This is a genomic window from Azospirillum brasilense, assembly GCF_008365405.1.
Classification (GTDB): Bacteria; Pseudomonadota; Alphaproteobacteria; order Azospirillales; family Azospirillaceae; genus Azospirillum; species Azospirillum brasilense_D.
This window is the reverse complement of the sequence record NZ_QOKV01000001.1, coordinates 17339-31544: the sequence shown is the minus strand read 5'-3', so window position 1 is coordinate 31544 and position 14206 is coordinate 17339. Positions and strand designations below refer to the sequence as shown.

Genomic DNA, 14206 nt, shown 5'->3' with positions numbered 1-14206 from the left:
TGTAGTGGATGGTGCCGATCTACTCATGAGCGAACCAATCTCGCGGTTCCAGCGCTCAAGAATGGATACCCCCCTTTTGCCACATCGGTGGCGATCGCTTTTGGCAATGAGTAGTCGCCAATCCAGACCTCCGCAAGACGTCGGCCCTGAGAGTGCTTCGGGCGATGGGAAAGCTGTTGACGGAGTGGAACCAGAAAACGAAGCGAAGGGATCTCTCTATGCTCGTGCACATCATTGCCGATTATGGCCCGGCAGGCGATCTGGCCTTCGCGGAAGTGGCGCAGCGTATCAAGCTCCACCTGCCGGATGCCGAGCCAATCCTAACCCCGGTGCCCCCGTTTGCAACCCTCGCCGCCGGCTTCTGTATCGCCCAGCTCGGACTGAACGACGCGCCCGCTGGAACAATCATCTACCACAACGTCGCACCGCGCGAGGACGCGGAAGAGGCTCGTGAGGCGAATGCTGGCGAGCGCCTCGCCTTCGCCCGCCTGCCCACGGGCGTGCGCGTCATCGGGGTCAATGCCGGCCACACCTTCAGCTTCGTGCGTGACGCGGCCGACGAACTGCGCTGGGCGGCCGTTCCCGCGGCGGGCTCGCAGTTCCGCTCGCGCGATCTCTTCCCCCACGCCGCCGCCGCAATCGCGCTCGGCCGCCCGGACGCTTTGGGCGACACCCTTGGTCCTCACGACGTTCCAGATGTGCCCGCAGGGGTCATCGCTTACATCGACGGGTATGGGAACCTGAAGACGACCCTCCGCGCTGCGGACCAGCCGAATGCCACGGCGGCCGTGCGCCTTCGCATTGGCGGATACGAGCACGAAGCGACCATGGGGAACGGGACCTTCGCTGTCCCGCATGGGCGGATGGCCTTCGCATCGGGTAGCAGCGGGTGGGCAGGTCACGAGAGAGCAGAAACACGCTGGATGGAGATCTTTCTGCGCGGTGGAAACGCTTGGGAGGCATTCCGGCGTCCAGGCATCGGCGACCGAGTGGAGGTCGTCGTCTAAAGGGCGACGTGAGTTCTTGCTGCGTCAAGCCCCTCTGCCTCGGTTATCCTGAGTTCGAGGGGCTTACGATCATCCAGACAGTCTTCTGGAGACTTTATTTGAACCCCCTTTTTAAGGCATGGGTCCGGCCGCTCCCCGCAGCAGCGCCAGCGTCGCCTCGTCCATTCGGCCATTGCTGTAGCGCGTGAGCGCCTCCTGGTAGAGGGTCGCGGCCTCTCCTGCGGCAAAGGCAAATAGGGTCATTGAGGAGTGGAACTTCATATCGTCCGGAGAACCGAAGATCTCATGAAGCGTTCGCCCCTGGACCGCAAGCACGGCGCGCGTCGCTTTTTCCAGTCGTGGGCCGAGCGTCGGATGTGCCAGATAGGCGCGCGCCTCGTTGAGGGAGTCGATGCTATAGAACTCGGCTGTGGCCGAGCGGCCAAGGCCGCGCAGTTGCGGGAAAATAAACCACATCCAATGGCTCTGCTTGCGCCCGCATTGCAATTCCTCAAGCACAGTCGCGAAGACCGGCTCCTGTGCGTTCACGAACCGCTGGAGATCGAAGGGGTCATCCATCTTCATTCCACAGCTCCTGATCGAGGCTCTTGCTCGCGAGTTCGCTGTACATCGTTCTTTTACTAATAAACGGAGCGATCGCGGCTGACGCCCACCTTTCACGCCCTGCCCATACGAGTGCGGTGTTCTCGCAAAGCACGGTACATGGTCGTACGCTCCACCCCGAACTGTTCGGCAATCTGCCGCGCCGTCTGACCACCATGGCGGTTTCTGAGCAAGGTCTCGATCATTGCGCACTGCTTGTCGGTCAGCTTTCGGGGCCGCCCAAGGTGAATGCCTCGGGCTCTCGCCGCCTCCATCCCGGCAATGGTACGCTCGGAGATCATCGTGGCTTCTATCTCCGCAACGGCGGCGAGCACCGCAAAGACTAAAGCCCCAGCCGGGCCGCTGGTGTCGATGCCCTGCGTCAAGCTGCGCAGGCCGATGCCCTTCCGCTTGAGCTGGTCTGCGATCTTCAGCAGCTCCAAGGTCGAACGCGCCAGGCGATCGAACTTCCATACCATCAGCACGTTGCCGGGCTGCACCGCCTTCAGCACGCCGGTTAAGCCGGGGCGTGCGACCGTCAGGCCGGACGCAGTATCGGTCCAGATGTCCTCGGGTTCCACCCCCGCCCTGGTCAGCGCGTCGATCTGCAGGTCCAACCGCTGATCGTCGGTGGACACTCGGGCATACCCGATCAGGCGTAGACTGGTACGTGGGGCGGCGGCCTTTCCCATGCCCTTTCACCACATGGTTTTGCCACGACTTCTGCAACACGCCTCCAGGGGTTCGGGTTCCGAGTCGCCAGTGTGGCGAAAGGCGGCCTTTTTGCCGTGGCGGCAGCACCGTCGGACCACCGGTGCCGATCTCACGTTTGCGCGGCGTTCTCCCGCAGCCAACGCTCAATCGCTGCGACCACATGGGAGCGTTCCTCCTTGTTCAGGGCCTGTCCGCGGCGAATGCCGTGCCACTTCTCCAAGCAGATCCGGCAGCATGTTGCGGTGGCGTGCTGCGCGATGAACACTGGATGTCCGCGGAACGGCGTCTGTTTGCCGCCGTTGACAGGTTCCGCTGGCGCAAGCCGCTTGCCGATGAAGTCCCGTGCGTGAGCCAGCACCGTCGGAAACCCCTTGTCCCGCAGGTAGGCCTGCTCGCGGGCTCCCAGGTGGAAGCGTTGCCGGAAGGACGAATGGGCCAGCCCCGAGAACACCTGATCCAGATCCCTGATCGTGCCCATCGCCGCTCCGTGGGACTGCCATGCCATCCGTTCACAACCCGCTGGTCGGGAACTCAGTCCGCACGCGTCAACCCCATCTGCCAGAAATCCGCTTCCAGGCGGCAGGCCTGCCGGAAGGTCGTCAGCAGCTGCGGGAACCGCTGCTCGGTCATTCCGCGTGCGGCCAAGCGGTCCAACGTGGCACGCGCGCCGGCCGCCACCTCCTGGTAGGCGTCGCCCGAGTACTCGGCGATCCAGGAACGATAAGGATTGCCGGCCGCTAAACCCGATGGGCTGGCGGCGAGGCGCGTGCCGATCTCGGCGTAGCCCACGACGCAGGGAGCAAGGGCAACTTGCAGATCGAGCAGGTCACCGCGCAGCCCCGTCTCGAGCACATATCGCGTGTAGGCCAGCGTCGCCTTGGCCTCCGGCGCCCGTTCCAGCTCCGCGGCGGACAGGCCCCAGCCGGCACAGAGCCGAACGTGCAGGTCCATCTCCACGTCGAGAATGGCCTTTAGCCCGCCGAAGGCGGCGTGCATGTCGTCGAGCGACTGGCCCTTGTAGACGGCCAGGGCATAGGCGCGGGCAAAGTGGATGAGGAACAGGTAGTCCTGCACCAGGTAGTGGCGAAAGGAGGCCACCGGCAGCGTCCCCCGTCCCATCTGCTGGACGAACGTGTGGTCGACGTAAGCCGCCCAATCGTCGGCGGCCTCCGTGGCCAAACGGTCGAACAGGTCCACGGCGCTGCTCACCGTCATCGATCGTGTCCTCCGGGTTCTGATGTGTGGACTTGGCAATGCCGCCAGTGGCGCATTGTGGAGCGCCACGTCAGCAGGGGCAACGAAACGCGCTACTCCCGGATCTCCTGCTCGTCTTGATCGAGCGCACGGATCCGCCGCTTTCGATTGCTCTGAAGGCGGGGCGCGGCCCGGACGCCAGCCGGACTGGCCACCCGGCTCCAAGTGTCCCGGACAGCCGCAAAGCGCGGCGCCGCGGCGGCCAACGCCGCGTCCAAGGCGCCGTAACGCCAGAGCCGATCGTCGGCCTGCCGCACCGCCAGGGGATTGGGCGCCATGGTCCCATCGCGGTCTAGCCGGAGCAGCCGCTGCGCCGCCTCGGCTTCGCGGCCGGCGCCGAGCTCGTCGGCGAGAACTGCCAAGGCCAATGCCGGGGACAGGCTTCGCCCGTGTTCACAGTGGATGGCCAGCGTGGCGTCGGGCTGGCCGGCGCGGATCGCCCGCGCGAAATCGATCACGGTGGCGATCTGCTCGTCCGTCGGCCCGCGCTGCGCCCCCAACCGCGGCACGCCGATGTCGTCGGAGCGCAGGACCAGCATGGCGTCCACATCGCCCAGGACAGCCTGCGCCACCGCCGTGTCGAGGGTTTCGAACGATCCGCGATCGGCATGCATCCGCACCGAGATCACGGCATCGGCGCCTTCCGCGGCCCCGTCCTCGATTTCGGCCCGCGACCACACGAACACCTTCATCGCCATACTTCTCTCCACTCCGCATGCACCCGCAGTTTCCGCCCTCCAGCGGACCGCCCCACCTCCGGTCGCTGCAAGGGAGACAGCGCTGCCTGGAATGCGACGATACGGCACCGCCCGAATGTTCTCAATGCGTTCTGTCGCTTGCCCGCTACTGCCCCGCTACTGGTGGGATTCCACCTCAAGGCCCCCTGACCTGCGGCCCGTCCGCCCCCAATATATCTTGATAGGGTCGCCTGCCGTTCGCAGGCATCAGAATCGCAGGAGATGAGGCGGCCATGCCGGAACACCGCAGCGTCAGCCGCCGCACCCTGATGGCGGGCATGGCCACGCTGAGCACCACAGTCCTGCTCTCCAGACCGGCCCGCGCCACGACCCTCGCCCCGACGCCCGGCCAGACCGAAGGCCCGTTCTACCCGACCAGTCTGCCCGCGGACGTCGACCACGACCTCGTCCGGGTTCATAGGGCCGCCGCCCAGGCAATGGGCACCGTCGCCCACATCGGAGGGCGGGTCCTCGACCGCGCCGGGCGGCCGGTCTTAGGCGCGGTGGTCGAAATCTGGCAGTGCGACGCCCAGGGGATCTACCGGCATCCACGGGCACCCAATCACGATCAGTTCGATGGAAACTTCCAGGGCTATGGGCGGGTGGCGGTGGCCTCGGACGGAGTCTACCGGTTCCGGACGATCAAGCCAGTGCCCTATCCCGGCCGCACGCCGCACATCCATTACGCGGTGATCGTGCCCGGCACCGGGCGGTTCGTGACGCAGATGTACGTCGCGGGAGAACCGCTGAACGCCCGCGACGGTCTGCTGAACGCCATCCGCGACCCGCAGGCGCGCCGCAGTGTGATCATTCCGTTGATCACGGCGGACGGCCTCGAGGCGGGCGCCGTCCAGGGCACCTTTGACATCGTCCTCGACCTTTGACCCATCGTCGGAGGCTGGTCCGATCCACCAATCCGACGCCGCGTCAGAGTACGTGCTCGCTCGGCAGATGCGACGGTTCGGCAACCAGGGCAGGACGCGGCACAGGCACGTGCATCGGAGCGGGCCGTGTCGAGGCCTGCCACAGGTCGAGGAATGTCCCGAGATGTGGTCGGTCGGCGCGCTCGCGCACGAGGCACTCCACCAAGCTGTCGACGCTGGCGTTGTGCCCAGCCGGGTCGGTCCGTCCGGTCAGCAGCGCCCAGCGGACATAGGCGGCGTAGAGGGTCAGCACGTCCGACTCGCAGTAGGCCCGCACCTTCTCCAGCTCGCCGCGCGCCATCATGTCGGCCACCTCGCTGCCGTGGCCGCCGATCTTACCAGGCAGGCCGATCAGGTCGGCGATGTCCTGCAGGCCGATGCGCTGTGAGGCGCCGTAGTCGGCGACCTGCTCCATGAGGTCGCAGTTGAAATCGGGCTGGTAGCGCTGGGTGTAGCCGTTCCATTTGTCGCCGGTTTGGAACCACGCCGGCACCGGCACGCCGTAGACCATCGCGCGCAGCTTCAGAACCGGCAGGTCGAAGCCGCGCCCGTTCCAGGTGACCACGCGCGGCAACGTCCGGGCGAAGTGCTTCCAGAAGCCGCGGATCAGCCGCTCCTCGTCATAGTCGAGGTCGCCGCCGGACCGGCACTCGGTCACACGGTAGCGCTCCACGCCGGAGGACCGGTCGATGGCCGCTTCGACGAAGCTGATCGCCACGATCTGATGGCAGTGCGGCGGCGGGAACTTCTCCGCCGGCCAGTCCGCCGGAAGGATCTGGCGGTCCGGCATTGTCTCGATGTCGAGGCAGAGCAGCGTGTCGTGGTGCATGAGGCCTCCGGGGTGCGGCGGCGCCATGCTCCTCAAACGATCGGGGAAGCACAACGGACAAATGACCGTTCGGCGACGCTGCGGGTATGGCGCTGCATGGACGGCACACCGCGTCACCCTCACCCGGAGCACTGCGACGCAGATGACCGAAGACGAGCAGCCCCTCGCGCGTCGGCGCGCCGGTGACCGGGTCCGGCCAGCAGGGCGCCACCGCCCGCCATGCGGCAAGCGCGGCCATGGCTTCCGCCGACAGCCAGACTTCGGCCCCTTCGCCCTCCGGGTCGGTCTTGGAGCGGCGGATGCGGATGGTGCCTTCGCCGGGCCGGGCCGCCGGGTCGTCGGGATCGACCGGACGGAGATCCGCCCAGTGCAGCGCCACCAGCTCATCGACGCGGGCCAGCGTGTCACGCCCGACCAGCAGCAACGCCCGGTCGCGGCGGTCGATGGGGCGCAGCGGCCGTTCGTCGGCGGGCGTCAGCCGCTCAAGGACAGGGCCGAGCACGGCGTCGGTCAGCGGTGTTGCTTGCCGGCGAGCGCTTCCGTGTTCGCGAGCGTGACCGCGGCGTTCCAGGGCGATGCGCGGGTGCTTGAGGTTGACCGGAACCCCGGCGAAGCGGTGGCCGGTGGCGATGGTGGCGATGGTGGCGAGGTGGACGCGCAGCGTCGGCACGGTCAACCGTTCGGCCGCCTTGACCAGATACATCCCGATGACGTCGGCCTCGCCGGTCAGCGGGGCGAAGCCGAGGCGGTCGCACCACGCGCTGTAGGCCGTCCAGGCGGAGCGGTAGGCGCGCAGCGTGCCCTCCCCGCGTGCCCGCGTCGCCCAGACGGCGGCCTGCCGGGCGAGGTCCTGGACCTCGGCGGCGCGCGCCGGGTCCGCCGGGACCACTAGACGGCCGAACAGACCGATCTCCACAGCGACACCAGCGTCGACTTCGAACGGCTTGTCGACCACGGAGGCCTTCGTCTCGGAATTGGAGGGCCGGGCGCCGCAGTCAGACATGCAAACCGTCCGCCCAGGCGGGCATGGTCAGCGGCAGGTTAGCGTTTCGTCGCAGAAGCACATCCACCTGCCAGTCCAAGACCGCGGCGGTCTGCTCATCACGACTGCACCGGAAACCGGAGAGATTACAAGTTTCCGGCACCATCCCAAACCATCAGCGGCCAATGTAAACCGGCTTGCGTTTTTCGGCAAAGGCCTGCCGCCCCTCGCGGCGGTCAGCCGTGTCGCGCAGCAGGCTCCAGGCCAGTTCCGTCAGTTGGAACGCCTGAAGACTTGGCAGCGTCGTGGTTTGGCTGGCCAGCATCTTGATCATTTGAACCGCCAGCGGGCCATTGTCGGCGATACGGCGTGCGAGCGCATTGGTCTCGTCGGCAAAACGTTCCGCGGGCCAGACGTCGCTGACGAGGCCGATGGCGAGCGCCCGTTGCGCGTCGATGCGCTCGCCGGTCAGCAGCATCCGCATCGCGACGGCGCGAGGGATGGCCCGCATCAGGTTGGTCGCTCCGCCTCCGCCGGGCACGCTCGCCACCGCCACCTCGGGCAGACCGAAAGACGCCTTGCCCGATGCGACAACGAGGTCGCATTGCAGGGCCAGTTCCAATCCTCCGCCAAGGCAATATCCGTCGACGGCTGCAATCAACGGCTTACGGATCTGCAGGCCGGAGAGGTTGAACAGGCGGATGTAGAGCCCGTTCTCGCCTGACTGTTCCAGATCCATGGGAAAGGCCTCGGCGACGCCCGCATCGCTGGTCGGAGCGGAAGTGAGATCGGCGCCGACACAGAAGGCCCGACCGCCCGCACCGGTGATCACGATGACGTTCACGGACGGATCGGACGAAAGGCCGGCCAGATGCCGCCGCAGCGCCCGCAGATGCTCCGGATCGAGGGCGTTGAGCTTTTCGGCGCGGTCGATCGTGATTGTGCCAATCCGATCCTCGACGTTGCTGGTGATGGTCATGGCGCACCTCTCCTCAGACGCTGGGGCTTGAGAGCGACCGGCCACCGCACACGTAGAGAAGCTGGCCGGTGATGTAGGAACTCGTGCGCGCCGCGAAGAACAGCACCGCCTGGGCGATGTCCTCCGGTGTGCCGATCCGCTGCACGGGAACGCTTGTCTTCAAGCGTTCCTGCACATCCTCCCTGAACGTGCGGAACAAGGGCGTATCGACGATGCCCGGAGCGACGGCGTTTACGGTGACACCCTTTGCAGCGAACTCAATCGCCAGGCTGCGTGTGAGGCTGACCACACCGCCTTTGGCCGCCGAATAATTCGCCTGACCGAAGCCGCCGAGCCAAGCGCGCGAGGAGATGTTGACGATCCGGCCATAGCCGCGCTCGACCATGCCGGGCAAGACCGCCTTGCAGGTGAGGAACTGCGATTTGAGGTTGGTCGCCACCACGGTGTCCCAATCCTCTTCCTCCATGGCAAAAAGCCGTTTGTCACGGACGATGCCGGCGTTGTTGACCAGCACGTCGATGCGGCCGAACTCCGCCGTGACCGCGGCGACGGCCTCTTCGACCTCGATGCGGCTGGTGACGTCCACGGCGACCGGGACTGCCCGCGCACCGCTGCTGTCGCGCAGTGTGGCGGCCGCCTCGTCCAGTGCCGCCCGGTCACGGTCGAACAGAGCGACGTCGTAACCCTTGCTCGCCATGAGGCGGGCGATGCCGAAGCCGATGCCACGGGCACCGCCCGTGACGACGACGATATCCCTCGCTTCCATGGCTTACACCCCCAGAATATGGACAGAGGACGCCGCATGGTCGACGCCGGCGATTCCGCCACCGGTGCATTGCGTCAGACCGATGCGGGCCCCTTCGACCTGACGCCCGTCGGCACGGCCCTGAAGCTGCCAGGCGATCTCCACCATCTGCGCGACGCCGGTGGCGCCCAGCGGATGACCCTTGGCGAGCAGGCCGCCGCTCGGATTGACGGGAACGCGGCCACCGAGCGCGGTGTCCCCACGCCGCAGCATATCGGCGCTCCCGCCCTTCTCGCAGAGGCCGAGCGCTTCGTAATAGAGAAGTTCGGCAATGGTGAAGGCGTCGTGCAGCTCGACGACACCGACGTCCCGCGGGCCGACGCCAGCCTCCTCGTAGGCGAGCCGCGCCGTGCGGGCGGTGATTTCCGCGTCAAGGATGTCGTCGCAGCCCTCTTCGAGATGGCCGGACTGGACGGCGGAGCCGAGAACACGCACCGGACGCCGGGAGGATGCCGGCTTCACCGTCGTCAGCACGAGGGCGGCGGCCCCATCGACCTGCGACGGGCAGCATTGCAGCAGCGTCAGCGGCTCCGCGACAGGGCGGGAATTCAGCACCTCCTCCACCGTGACCTCCTTGCGCTGCTGGGCGTAGGGGTTGCGCGCGCCGTGGGCGCGGTTCTTCACGGCGATGCGGGCGAGGATTTCCGGCGTCTCCCGGCGTTCATGAAGATAGCGGCTGCCGCGCATGGCGTAGACCGTGGGCAGCGTCATCCCCTGCGCCGCGTAAAGCTCCGTCTTGTAGTCGTTGCGCTGGAGGGGGATGGTGCCGCCACCCAGCCGGGTCAGCTGTTCCACGCCCCAGACGAGCACGGTGTCGTACAGGCCGAGGCGCAGCGCCTGACAGGCGAGATGCACGGCGGTGGCGCCGCTGGCGCAGGCGTTCTCCACGTTGTAGAGCGCCGGCCCCGTGATGCCGAGATCGCGCATCAGCACCTGCCCCAGCACCATGCCGCCATAGACGTTGGCGTTGTAGAAGGCCTGGATGCGATTCTGGTCCGCACCAGCGTCGGCGAGCGCCCCCAGCACGGCGGCCTGCGCCAGATCCTGCATGGATCGGGCGTCCTGGCGCCCGAACGGGGTCATCGCGGCCCCGGCAATGTAGACGTCGCGGCTCATGGAACGGCCTCCTCTGCGGGAACGAACACATAGCGGGCGTTGCCGTCCGCGGACTCGTCGATGACGGCTTCCAGCCGCGCTCCGATGGACGGGCGCACACCCTCCGGCAGGTCCAGCCGGCCGAAAACCCGGACCTCTTCCGGAAAATCCGCATAGACGAGAGCGAACGGAGCCTGGCCGGTCTTCGGGTTGGGGTGGATGACGGTGTGGCTGTAGAGCCGGGCATGGGACGACAAGGTCACCGGCTCGTAGCGCGGCGCCGCCGGCGACGCGGCCGGCACCCGCGGAAACACGCAGCGGCCTGTGTCCCGGTGGCGCGAGGCAGCCAGCCGGGGGGCGCCGTTGCTCCGGTCGAGCCAGGACGGCTCCGGATGCGGGTTCTCTCCGTTCGGCCTTTCCATGGGTCCTCCCCTTCCTTTGGATGCGCAGCGCAGCGCTGCGATGGTGAGAGGATAGGTGAGGAAAGCCCGGCATTCAGAACGACAATGCGGCAAGCATGGTTGAGCAAAACTCAACAGGAACGCCGGTTGCCGACAGGCGGGCGGAACGACGAAAAGGGCCGTGGCTGCCGGGAAAACCCGGCAGCCACGGCCCTTCGTTCAGAAGACGATGTGCGCTTGCGATGCGGGAGGCGTTACCCGGCGGTCGCCGACAAGTCGGTCGACAGCGAAAGCTCCCGCCACGCATCGAGTTCCCTTGCGACCGTCGCGTTCTTGCGCTCGATGTGGGCCACCGTGTCGCTGCCCACCGCCAGCCGCACCGGCGGATTCTCGGCGTCGGCGAGCGTGAGCATCGCCTTGGCGAACTTGGTGGGATCGCCGGGCTGGGCGTGGTTGGCGTCCGCCGCGAAACGGCGCATGGCTCCCACCGTCTCGGCGTAGTCGGCGATCTCAGCGCTCACCGCCAGCGATTGCTCGTCCAGGAAATCGGTGCGGAAGAAGCCCGGCTCCACGACGGTCGCCTTGACGCCGAGGGGGGCGAGTTCGGCGGCGAGCGCCTCGGTGATGCCTTCCACCGCAAACTTGGTGGAACCGTAGACGCCCCAGCCGACGAAGGCCCCGTAGCCGCCGATGGACGAGATGTTGATGACATGGCCCGAACGCTGGCGCCGCATGTGCGGCAGCACGGCCCGGGTTACGGCGAGAAGGCCAAAGACGTTGGTCGCGAAGATCTTCTCGACTTCGGAACCGCTCGACTCCTCGACCGCGCCGAGCAGGCCGTAACCGGCGTTGTTGACCAGCACGTCGATCCGACCGAAGCGTTCCACAGCCGCCGCGGCTGCGGCCTGGGCTTGAGCCTCGTCCGTCACGTCGAGCGCCACGGGGAGCAGGTTGGGATGATCGCCGATCCGTTCAGTGACCGCCTTCGGGTTGCGGGCGGTCGCGACGACCGCATCGCCGGCGGCGAGGGCTTCGGCAGCGATGAGCGAACCGAAACCGCGGGAAGCACCCGTGATGAACCACACACGCATGGAGCGTCTCCTCTTCTCAGGAACAATGGAACGAAGGGTGGTCTTTGTGACGGAGCGGCCGGGGATGAAAGCCCGTCCGTTTCTCCTGGCCCCGCCGGTCCGGCGTGGTGAGGAAAAGCTACGACCCGGCGCCGACCCGAACAATCCGCCGCCTTTTTCACAGGCTGTTGCACGGCGTTCAGCAATGGAGGGGGTGGAGCGCCGCGAACGGGTCCGAATTCACCGTTGACCAAAGCTCAACAGCGGATCAATCCTAATGCCATGGATCGGCTTCCCCCACTCAACCCGTTGCGAGCCTTCGAAGCCGCCGGCCGGCTCAGGAGCATCCGCAAGGCTGCGGATGAACTGTCCGTCACGCCGGGTGCGGTGAGCCGTCAGGTGCAGAGCCTGGAAAGCCATCTCGGCACGCCGCTCTTCCGCCGGGAGCCGCGGGAAATCGTCCTGACGCCCGAAGGGGAGCAGTATCTGGCGGCGATCACGCTGCATTTCGACGGCATCCGCGAGGCCACCCGGAAGCTCACCGGCCAGACGACCATCGAGGTCGTCCGAATCCGCGCCTACACGACTTTCGCGGTCAAATGGCTGATTCCACGCCTATCGTCGTTCCATGCGGACAACAGGACCACCGAGGTGCGCCTCACGACCTCCGTGGAGACGGTGGATTTCGACCGGGAAAACCTCGACGGCGCCATCCGGCTGGGGGACGGCAACTGGCCTGGCGTCGAGGTGGACCGGCTCATCGCGAACGAACTGGTCCCGTTGTGCAGCCCCGCCCTGCGGCGGCGCGCGGGTTTGAAAAAGGTCGGCGACCTTACGGGTCAGACGCTGCTTCACTCGCTGGTGCGGCTCGACGACTGGCGCTACTGGTTGGAAGCGGCGGGCGCCGAGGGCATCGATCCCTATGCCGGGCCGAAATACGCGAGTTCCACGCTCGCCTATCAGGCGGCCCTGGAAGGCCAGGGCGTCATGATCGCGCAGAAGGCGCTGTTCGCCGAGGATCTGCGTGCCCGCCGTCTGGTGCAGCCCTTCGGACCGCCGCTCGACCGCGGAGAGTTCACCTATTACTTCATCTATCCCCGCAACCGGATGCGCAACCCGGCTTTCCGCCGGTTCCGGGAGTGGCTTCTGGCGCAAACCCGGACGTAGGCGTCGGCCAAGACATGCGAAAGGGCGGCTGACGGGCATCCGCCAGCCGCCCCTCGGGGAGAGAACCGATCAGGGCAGCGGCTTGCCCTTGGTTTCCGGCATGAGCGTGTAGACGATCCCGCCGATCACACTGATGGCCGCGAGGTAAATCCACACGAGGTGGCCGTATCCCCAGCCGCCCATGGCCGTGATCAGGTAGGGCGCGGTTCCGCCGAACAGCGTGACGGACAGGGCATAGGGCAGCGCGATGCCGGTGACCCGCACTTCGGTCGGAAATTGCTCGGCCATCGTGACGGCCCCGGCCCCGGCGAAGCCGGTCATGAGCACCATGGCGACCGTCTGGATCGCCACGAGTTCGGGAAAGCTGGTGGCCGGGGAGAGCAGCGCGAGGCTCGGCCAAGCGTAGAGGGCGGAGCTGAAGGCGAAGGCGATCAGGACCGGGCGCCGCCCGATCCGGTCGGCAAGCATGCCGACGAAGGGGATCAGGACGAGCGACACGGTGACCGAAACGATGCCGGCCAGGAGCGTCTGGCTCATCGGCAGGCCGGTGACGAGGTGCGCGTGGCTCGGGTAATTCACCATCCACACGTAGTTGAGCAGATTGCCGGCCATGGCGATGCCGATGACGCGGAGGGCGTCGCGCGGATGCTTGCGGAACACGTCGATCATCGGGTGCCGTTGGACGCCCTCCGTGGCCGCCCGCTTCTTGAAGACCTCGGTCTCACCGACGGAGAGCCGAATCCACAACGTGACCAGGCCCAGCAGCCCAGCGATGATGAAGGCGGCGCGCCATCCCCAGGACGACAGCCCCCCATCGCTCCCGATGACCGTGAAGGAGAAGGCGAGCACGAAGGAGATCAGCGTGCCCGCGTTGATGGCGAACCATTGCCAGGACCCGGCGAAGGCCCGCCGGTCCGCGGGCGCGGATTCGATCAGGAAGGTGGAGGCGGAGCCGAATTCCCCGCCAGCCGAGAATCCCTGCGTCAGGCGCGCCAGCACGAGGATGATCGGGGCGGCCAGACCAATCTGGTCGTAGGTCGGGCAGACACCGATCACGAAGGACGCGCCCGACATGAGCAGGATGGACAGGGTCAGGCCCTTCTTGCGGCCGTGGCGGTCGGCAAAGGCGCCGAGGACCGCGCCGCCGACCGGCCTCATGATGAAGCCGACCGCGAAGATGGCGAAAACCGAAAGAAGGGCGGTGAAGGAGTTGCCCGCCGGAAAGAACTTGTTCGCGAGGATCGACGCGAAAATCGCATAGATCACCCAGTCCGTGTATTCGACGATCGTGCCCGCTGTTGCGGCGATGATCGCCTTCTTCTGAGCGGCGGTCAGCCGCCGGACGTCGGCGTCGTCCGATGACGGATTGTCCGATGACGCGAAGATCGCTGCGGAATTCGGCGCACGCGCCGCCTCCAACCGTTCCATTTCCTTTTCCTCCCCAAGCGTTGCTGACGATGCGGCGACCAGCCGCGCCGATGGGGAAAGGGTGAATGTTCGGTCATCAAACAATAAGCGAGCTTTTCGCAAGGTGCTGTTGACCTCAGGTCAACAGAGGCTGTCGGCCCGGGCGCTTTCTCTTATCCGTTGCGCCCCATGTCGTTGAGTTGAGGTCAACGGACCGCGGCCGGAAACTCATTTGCCCGGCGAACCGTCGTGCC

Annotated in this window: 16 protein-coding genes; 3 read left to right on the top strand and 13 right to left on the bottom strand. The window is 66.7% G+C overall.

From position 1 onward, the window contains the following. The first annotated feature begins 164 nt into the window (after positions 1-164). Complete coding sequence (locus tag DS837_RS00150) at positions 165-1007, top strand: SAM hydrolase/SAM-dependent halogenase family protein (protein WP_211102019.1); 843 nt, start codon at positions 165-167, stop codon at positions 1005-1007. A gap of 111 nt (positions 1008-1118) precedes the next feature. On the opposite strand, the gene DS837_RS00145 is transcribed toward DS837_RS00150, so the two are convergent. From DS837_RS00145 to DS837_RS00125, 5 genes are all read right to left on the bottom strand, one after another. Next, positions 1119-1571 (bottom strand): DUF1810 domain-containing protein, encoded by a 453-nt coding sequence (locus tag DS837_RS00145; protein WP_149162919.1) that lies wholly within the window; start codon positions 1569-1571, stop codon positions 1119-1121. A gap of 92 nt (positions 1572-1663) precedes the next feature. Continuing rightward, on the bottom strand, positions 1664-2281 hold the full coding sequence (locus tag DS837_RS00140; RefSeq protein ID WP_149162918.1) for a recombinase family protein: 618 nt from the start codon (positions 2279-2281) through the stop codon (positions 1664-1666). A 131-nt stretch (positions 2282-2412) separates the two neighbouring features. Continuing rightward, complete coding sequence (locus tag DS837_RS00135; RefSeq protein WP_247889695.1) at positions 2413-2781, bottom strand: DUF4186 domain-containing protein; 369 nt, start codon at positions 2779-2781, stop codon at positions 2413-2415. A 53-nt stretch (positions 2782-2834) separates the two neighbouring features. After that, positions 2835-3518: a thiaminase II gene (gene tenA / locus DS837_RS00130; RefSeq protein WP_149162917.1), complete on the bottom strand. Its 684-nt coding sequence runs from the start codon at positions 3516-3518 to the stop codon at positions 2835-2837. A 92-nt stretch (positions 3519-3610) separates the two neighbouring features. Then, positions 3611-4255: a hypothetical protein gene (locus tag DS837_RS00125; RefSeq protein ID WP_149162916.1), complete on the bottom strand. Its 645-nt coding sequence runs from the start codon at positions 4253-4255 to the stop codon at positions 3611-3613. Between the two features lie 272 nt (positions 4256-4527). On the opposite strand from DS837_RS00125, the gene DS837_RS00120 reads away from it, so the two are divergent. Then, the gene (locus DS837_RS00120) at positions 4528-5178 is read left to right on the top strand and encodes a dioxygenase family protein (protein WP_149162915.1); all 651 of its coding nucleotides are present in this window, start codon (positions 4528-4530) and stop codon (positions 5176-5178) included. A gap of 43 nt (positions 5179-5221) precedes the next feature. Here DS837_RS00120 and DS837_RS00115 read toward each other — a convergent pair whose 3' ends face one another. The 7 genes from DS837_RS00115 to DS837_RS00090 all read right to left on the bottom strand — a co-directional run bounded on the left by DS837_RS00115 (position 5222) and on the right by DS837_RS00090 (position 11399). Beyond that, positions 5222-5935 carry a 3'-5' exonuclease gene (locus DS837_RS00115; RefSeq protein ID WP_211102016.1) on the bottom strand — a complete coding sequence of 238 codons (714 nt, stop codon included), beginning with the start codon at positions 5933-5935 and terminating at the stop codon, positions 5222-5224. Then, a complete protein-coding gene (locus DS837_RS32300) occupies positions 5838-7049 on the bottom strand; it encodes a site-specific integrase (RefSeq protein ID WP_211102014.1) in 1212 nt (403 codons plus the stop codon). The genes DS837_RS00115 and DS837_RS32300 overlap by 98 nt, the downstream gene beginning before the upstream one ends. A gap of 154 nt (positions 7050-7203) precedes the next feature. After that, entirely contained in the window at positions 7204-8007 is an 804-nt protein-coding gene (locus tag DS837_RS00110) for an enoyl-CoA hydratase/isomerase family protein (RefSeq protein ID WP_149162913.1), read from the bottom strand. 13 nt (positions 8008-8020) lie between these two features. Next, entirely contained in the window at positions 8021-8773 is a 753-nt protein-coding gene (locus DS837_RS00105; protein ID WP_149162912.1) for an SDR family oxidoreductase, read from the bottom strand. A gap of 3 nt (positions 8774-8776) precedes the next feature. Next, complete coding sequence (locus tag DS837_RS00100; RefSeq protein ID WP_149162911.1) at positions 8777-9928, bottom strand: thiolase family protein; 1152 nt, start codon at positions 9926-9928, stop codon at positions 8777-8779. Next, positions 9925-10329 (bottom strand): Zn-ribbon domain-containing OB-fold protein, encoded by a 405-nt coding sequence (locus tag DS837_RS00095; protein WP_149162910.1) that lies wholly within the window; start codon positions 10327-10329, stop codon positions 9925-9927. The genes DS837_RS00100 and DS837_RS00095 overlap by 4 nt, the downstream gene beginning before the upstream one ends. Positions 10330-10562: 233 nt before the next feature. Next, positions 10563-11399 carry an oxidoreductase gene (locus DS837_RS00090; RefSeq protein WP_149162909.1) on the bottom strand — a complete coding sequence of 279 codons (837 nt, stop codon included), beginning with the start codon at positions 11397-11399 and terminating at the stop codon, positions 10563-10565. Positions 11400-11660: 261 nt separating this feature from the next. Here DS837_RS00090 and gcvA point away from each other — a divergent pair, with 261 nt between their 5' ends. Continuing rightward, positions 11661-12545: a transcriptional regulator GcvA gene (gene gcvA, locus DS837_RS00085; protein WP_149162908.1), complete on the top strand. Its 885-nt coding sequence runs from the start codon at positions 11661-11663 to the stop codon at positions 12543-12545. Positions 12546-12614: 69 nt separating this feature from the next. Here gcvA and DS837_RS00080 read toward each other — a convergent pair whose 3' ends face one another. Beyond that, a complete protein-coding gene (locus tag DS837_RS00080; protein ID WP_149162907.1) occupies positions 12615-13973 on the bottom strand; it encodes an MFS transporter in 1359 nt (452 codons plus the stop codon). Positions 13974-14206 lie beyond the last annotated feature (233 nt).

Bases quoted from the DNA above. Each gene is read 5' to 3' on its own strand.
- DS837_RS00150 (WP_211102019.1), top strand. From the start codon at position 165: ATGGGAAAGCTGTTGACGGAGTGGAACCAGAAAACGAAGCGAAGGGAT.
- DS837_RS00145 (WP_149162919.1), bottom strand. From the start codon at position 1,571: ATGAAGATGGATGACCCCTTCGATCTCCAGCGGTTCGTGAACGCACAG.
- DS837_RS00140 (WP_149162918.1), bottom strand. From the start codon at position 2,281: ATGGGAAAGGCCGCCGCCCCACGTACCAGTCTACGCCTGATCGGGTAT.
- DS837_RS00135 (WP_247889695.1), bottom strand. From the start codon at position 2,781: ATGGGCACGATCAGGGATCTGGATCAGGTGTTCTCGGGGCTGGCCCAT.
- tenA (WP_149162917.1), bottom strand. From the start codon at position 3,518: ATGACGGTGAGCAGCGCCGTGGACCTGTTCGACCGTTTGGCCACGGAG.
- DS837_RS00125 (WP_149162916.1), bottom strand. From the start codon at position 4,255: ATGGCGATGAAGGTGTTCGTGTGGTCGCGGGCCGAAATCGAGGACGGG.
- DS837_RS00120 (WP_149162915.1), top strand. From the start codon at position 4,528: ATGCCGGAACACCGCAGCGTCAGCCGCCGCACCCTGATGGCGGGCATG.
- DS837_RS32300 (WP_211102014.1), bottom strand. From the start codon at position 7,049: ATGTCTGACTGCGGCGCCCGGCCCTCCAATTCCGAGACGAAGGCCTCC.
- DS837_RS00110 (WP_149162913.1), bottom strand. From the start codon at position 8,007: ATGACCATCACCAGCAACGTCGAGGATCGGATTGGCACAATCACGATC.
- DS837_RS00105 (WP_149162912.1), bottom strand. From the start codon at position 8,773: ATGGAAGCGAGGGATATCGTCGTCGTCACGGGCGGTGCCCGTGGCATC.
- DS837_RS00100 (WP_149162911.1), bottom strand. From the start codon at position 9,928: ATGAGCCGCGACGTCTACATTGCCGGGGCCGCGATGACCCCGTTCGGG.
- DS837_RS00095 (WP_149162910.1), bottom strand. From the start codon at position 10,329: ATGGAAAGGCCGAACGGAGAGAACCCGCATCCGGAGCCGTCCTGGCTC.
- DS837_RS00090 (WP_149162909.1), bottom strand. From the start codon at position 11,399: ATGCGTGTGTGGTTCATCACGGGTGCTTCCCGCGGTTTCGGTTCGCTC.
- gcvA (WP_149162908.1), top strand. From the start codon at position 11,661: ATGGATCGGCTTCCCCCACTCAACCCGTTGCGAGCCTTCGAAGCCGCC.
- DS837_RS00080 (WP_149162907.1), bottom strand. From the start codon at position 13,973: ATGGAACGGTTGGAGGCGGCGCGTGCGCCGAATTCCGCAGCGATCTTC.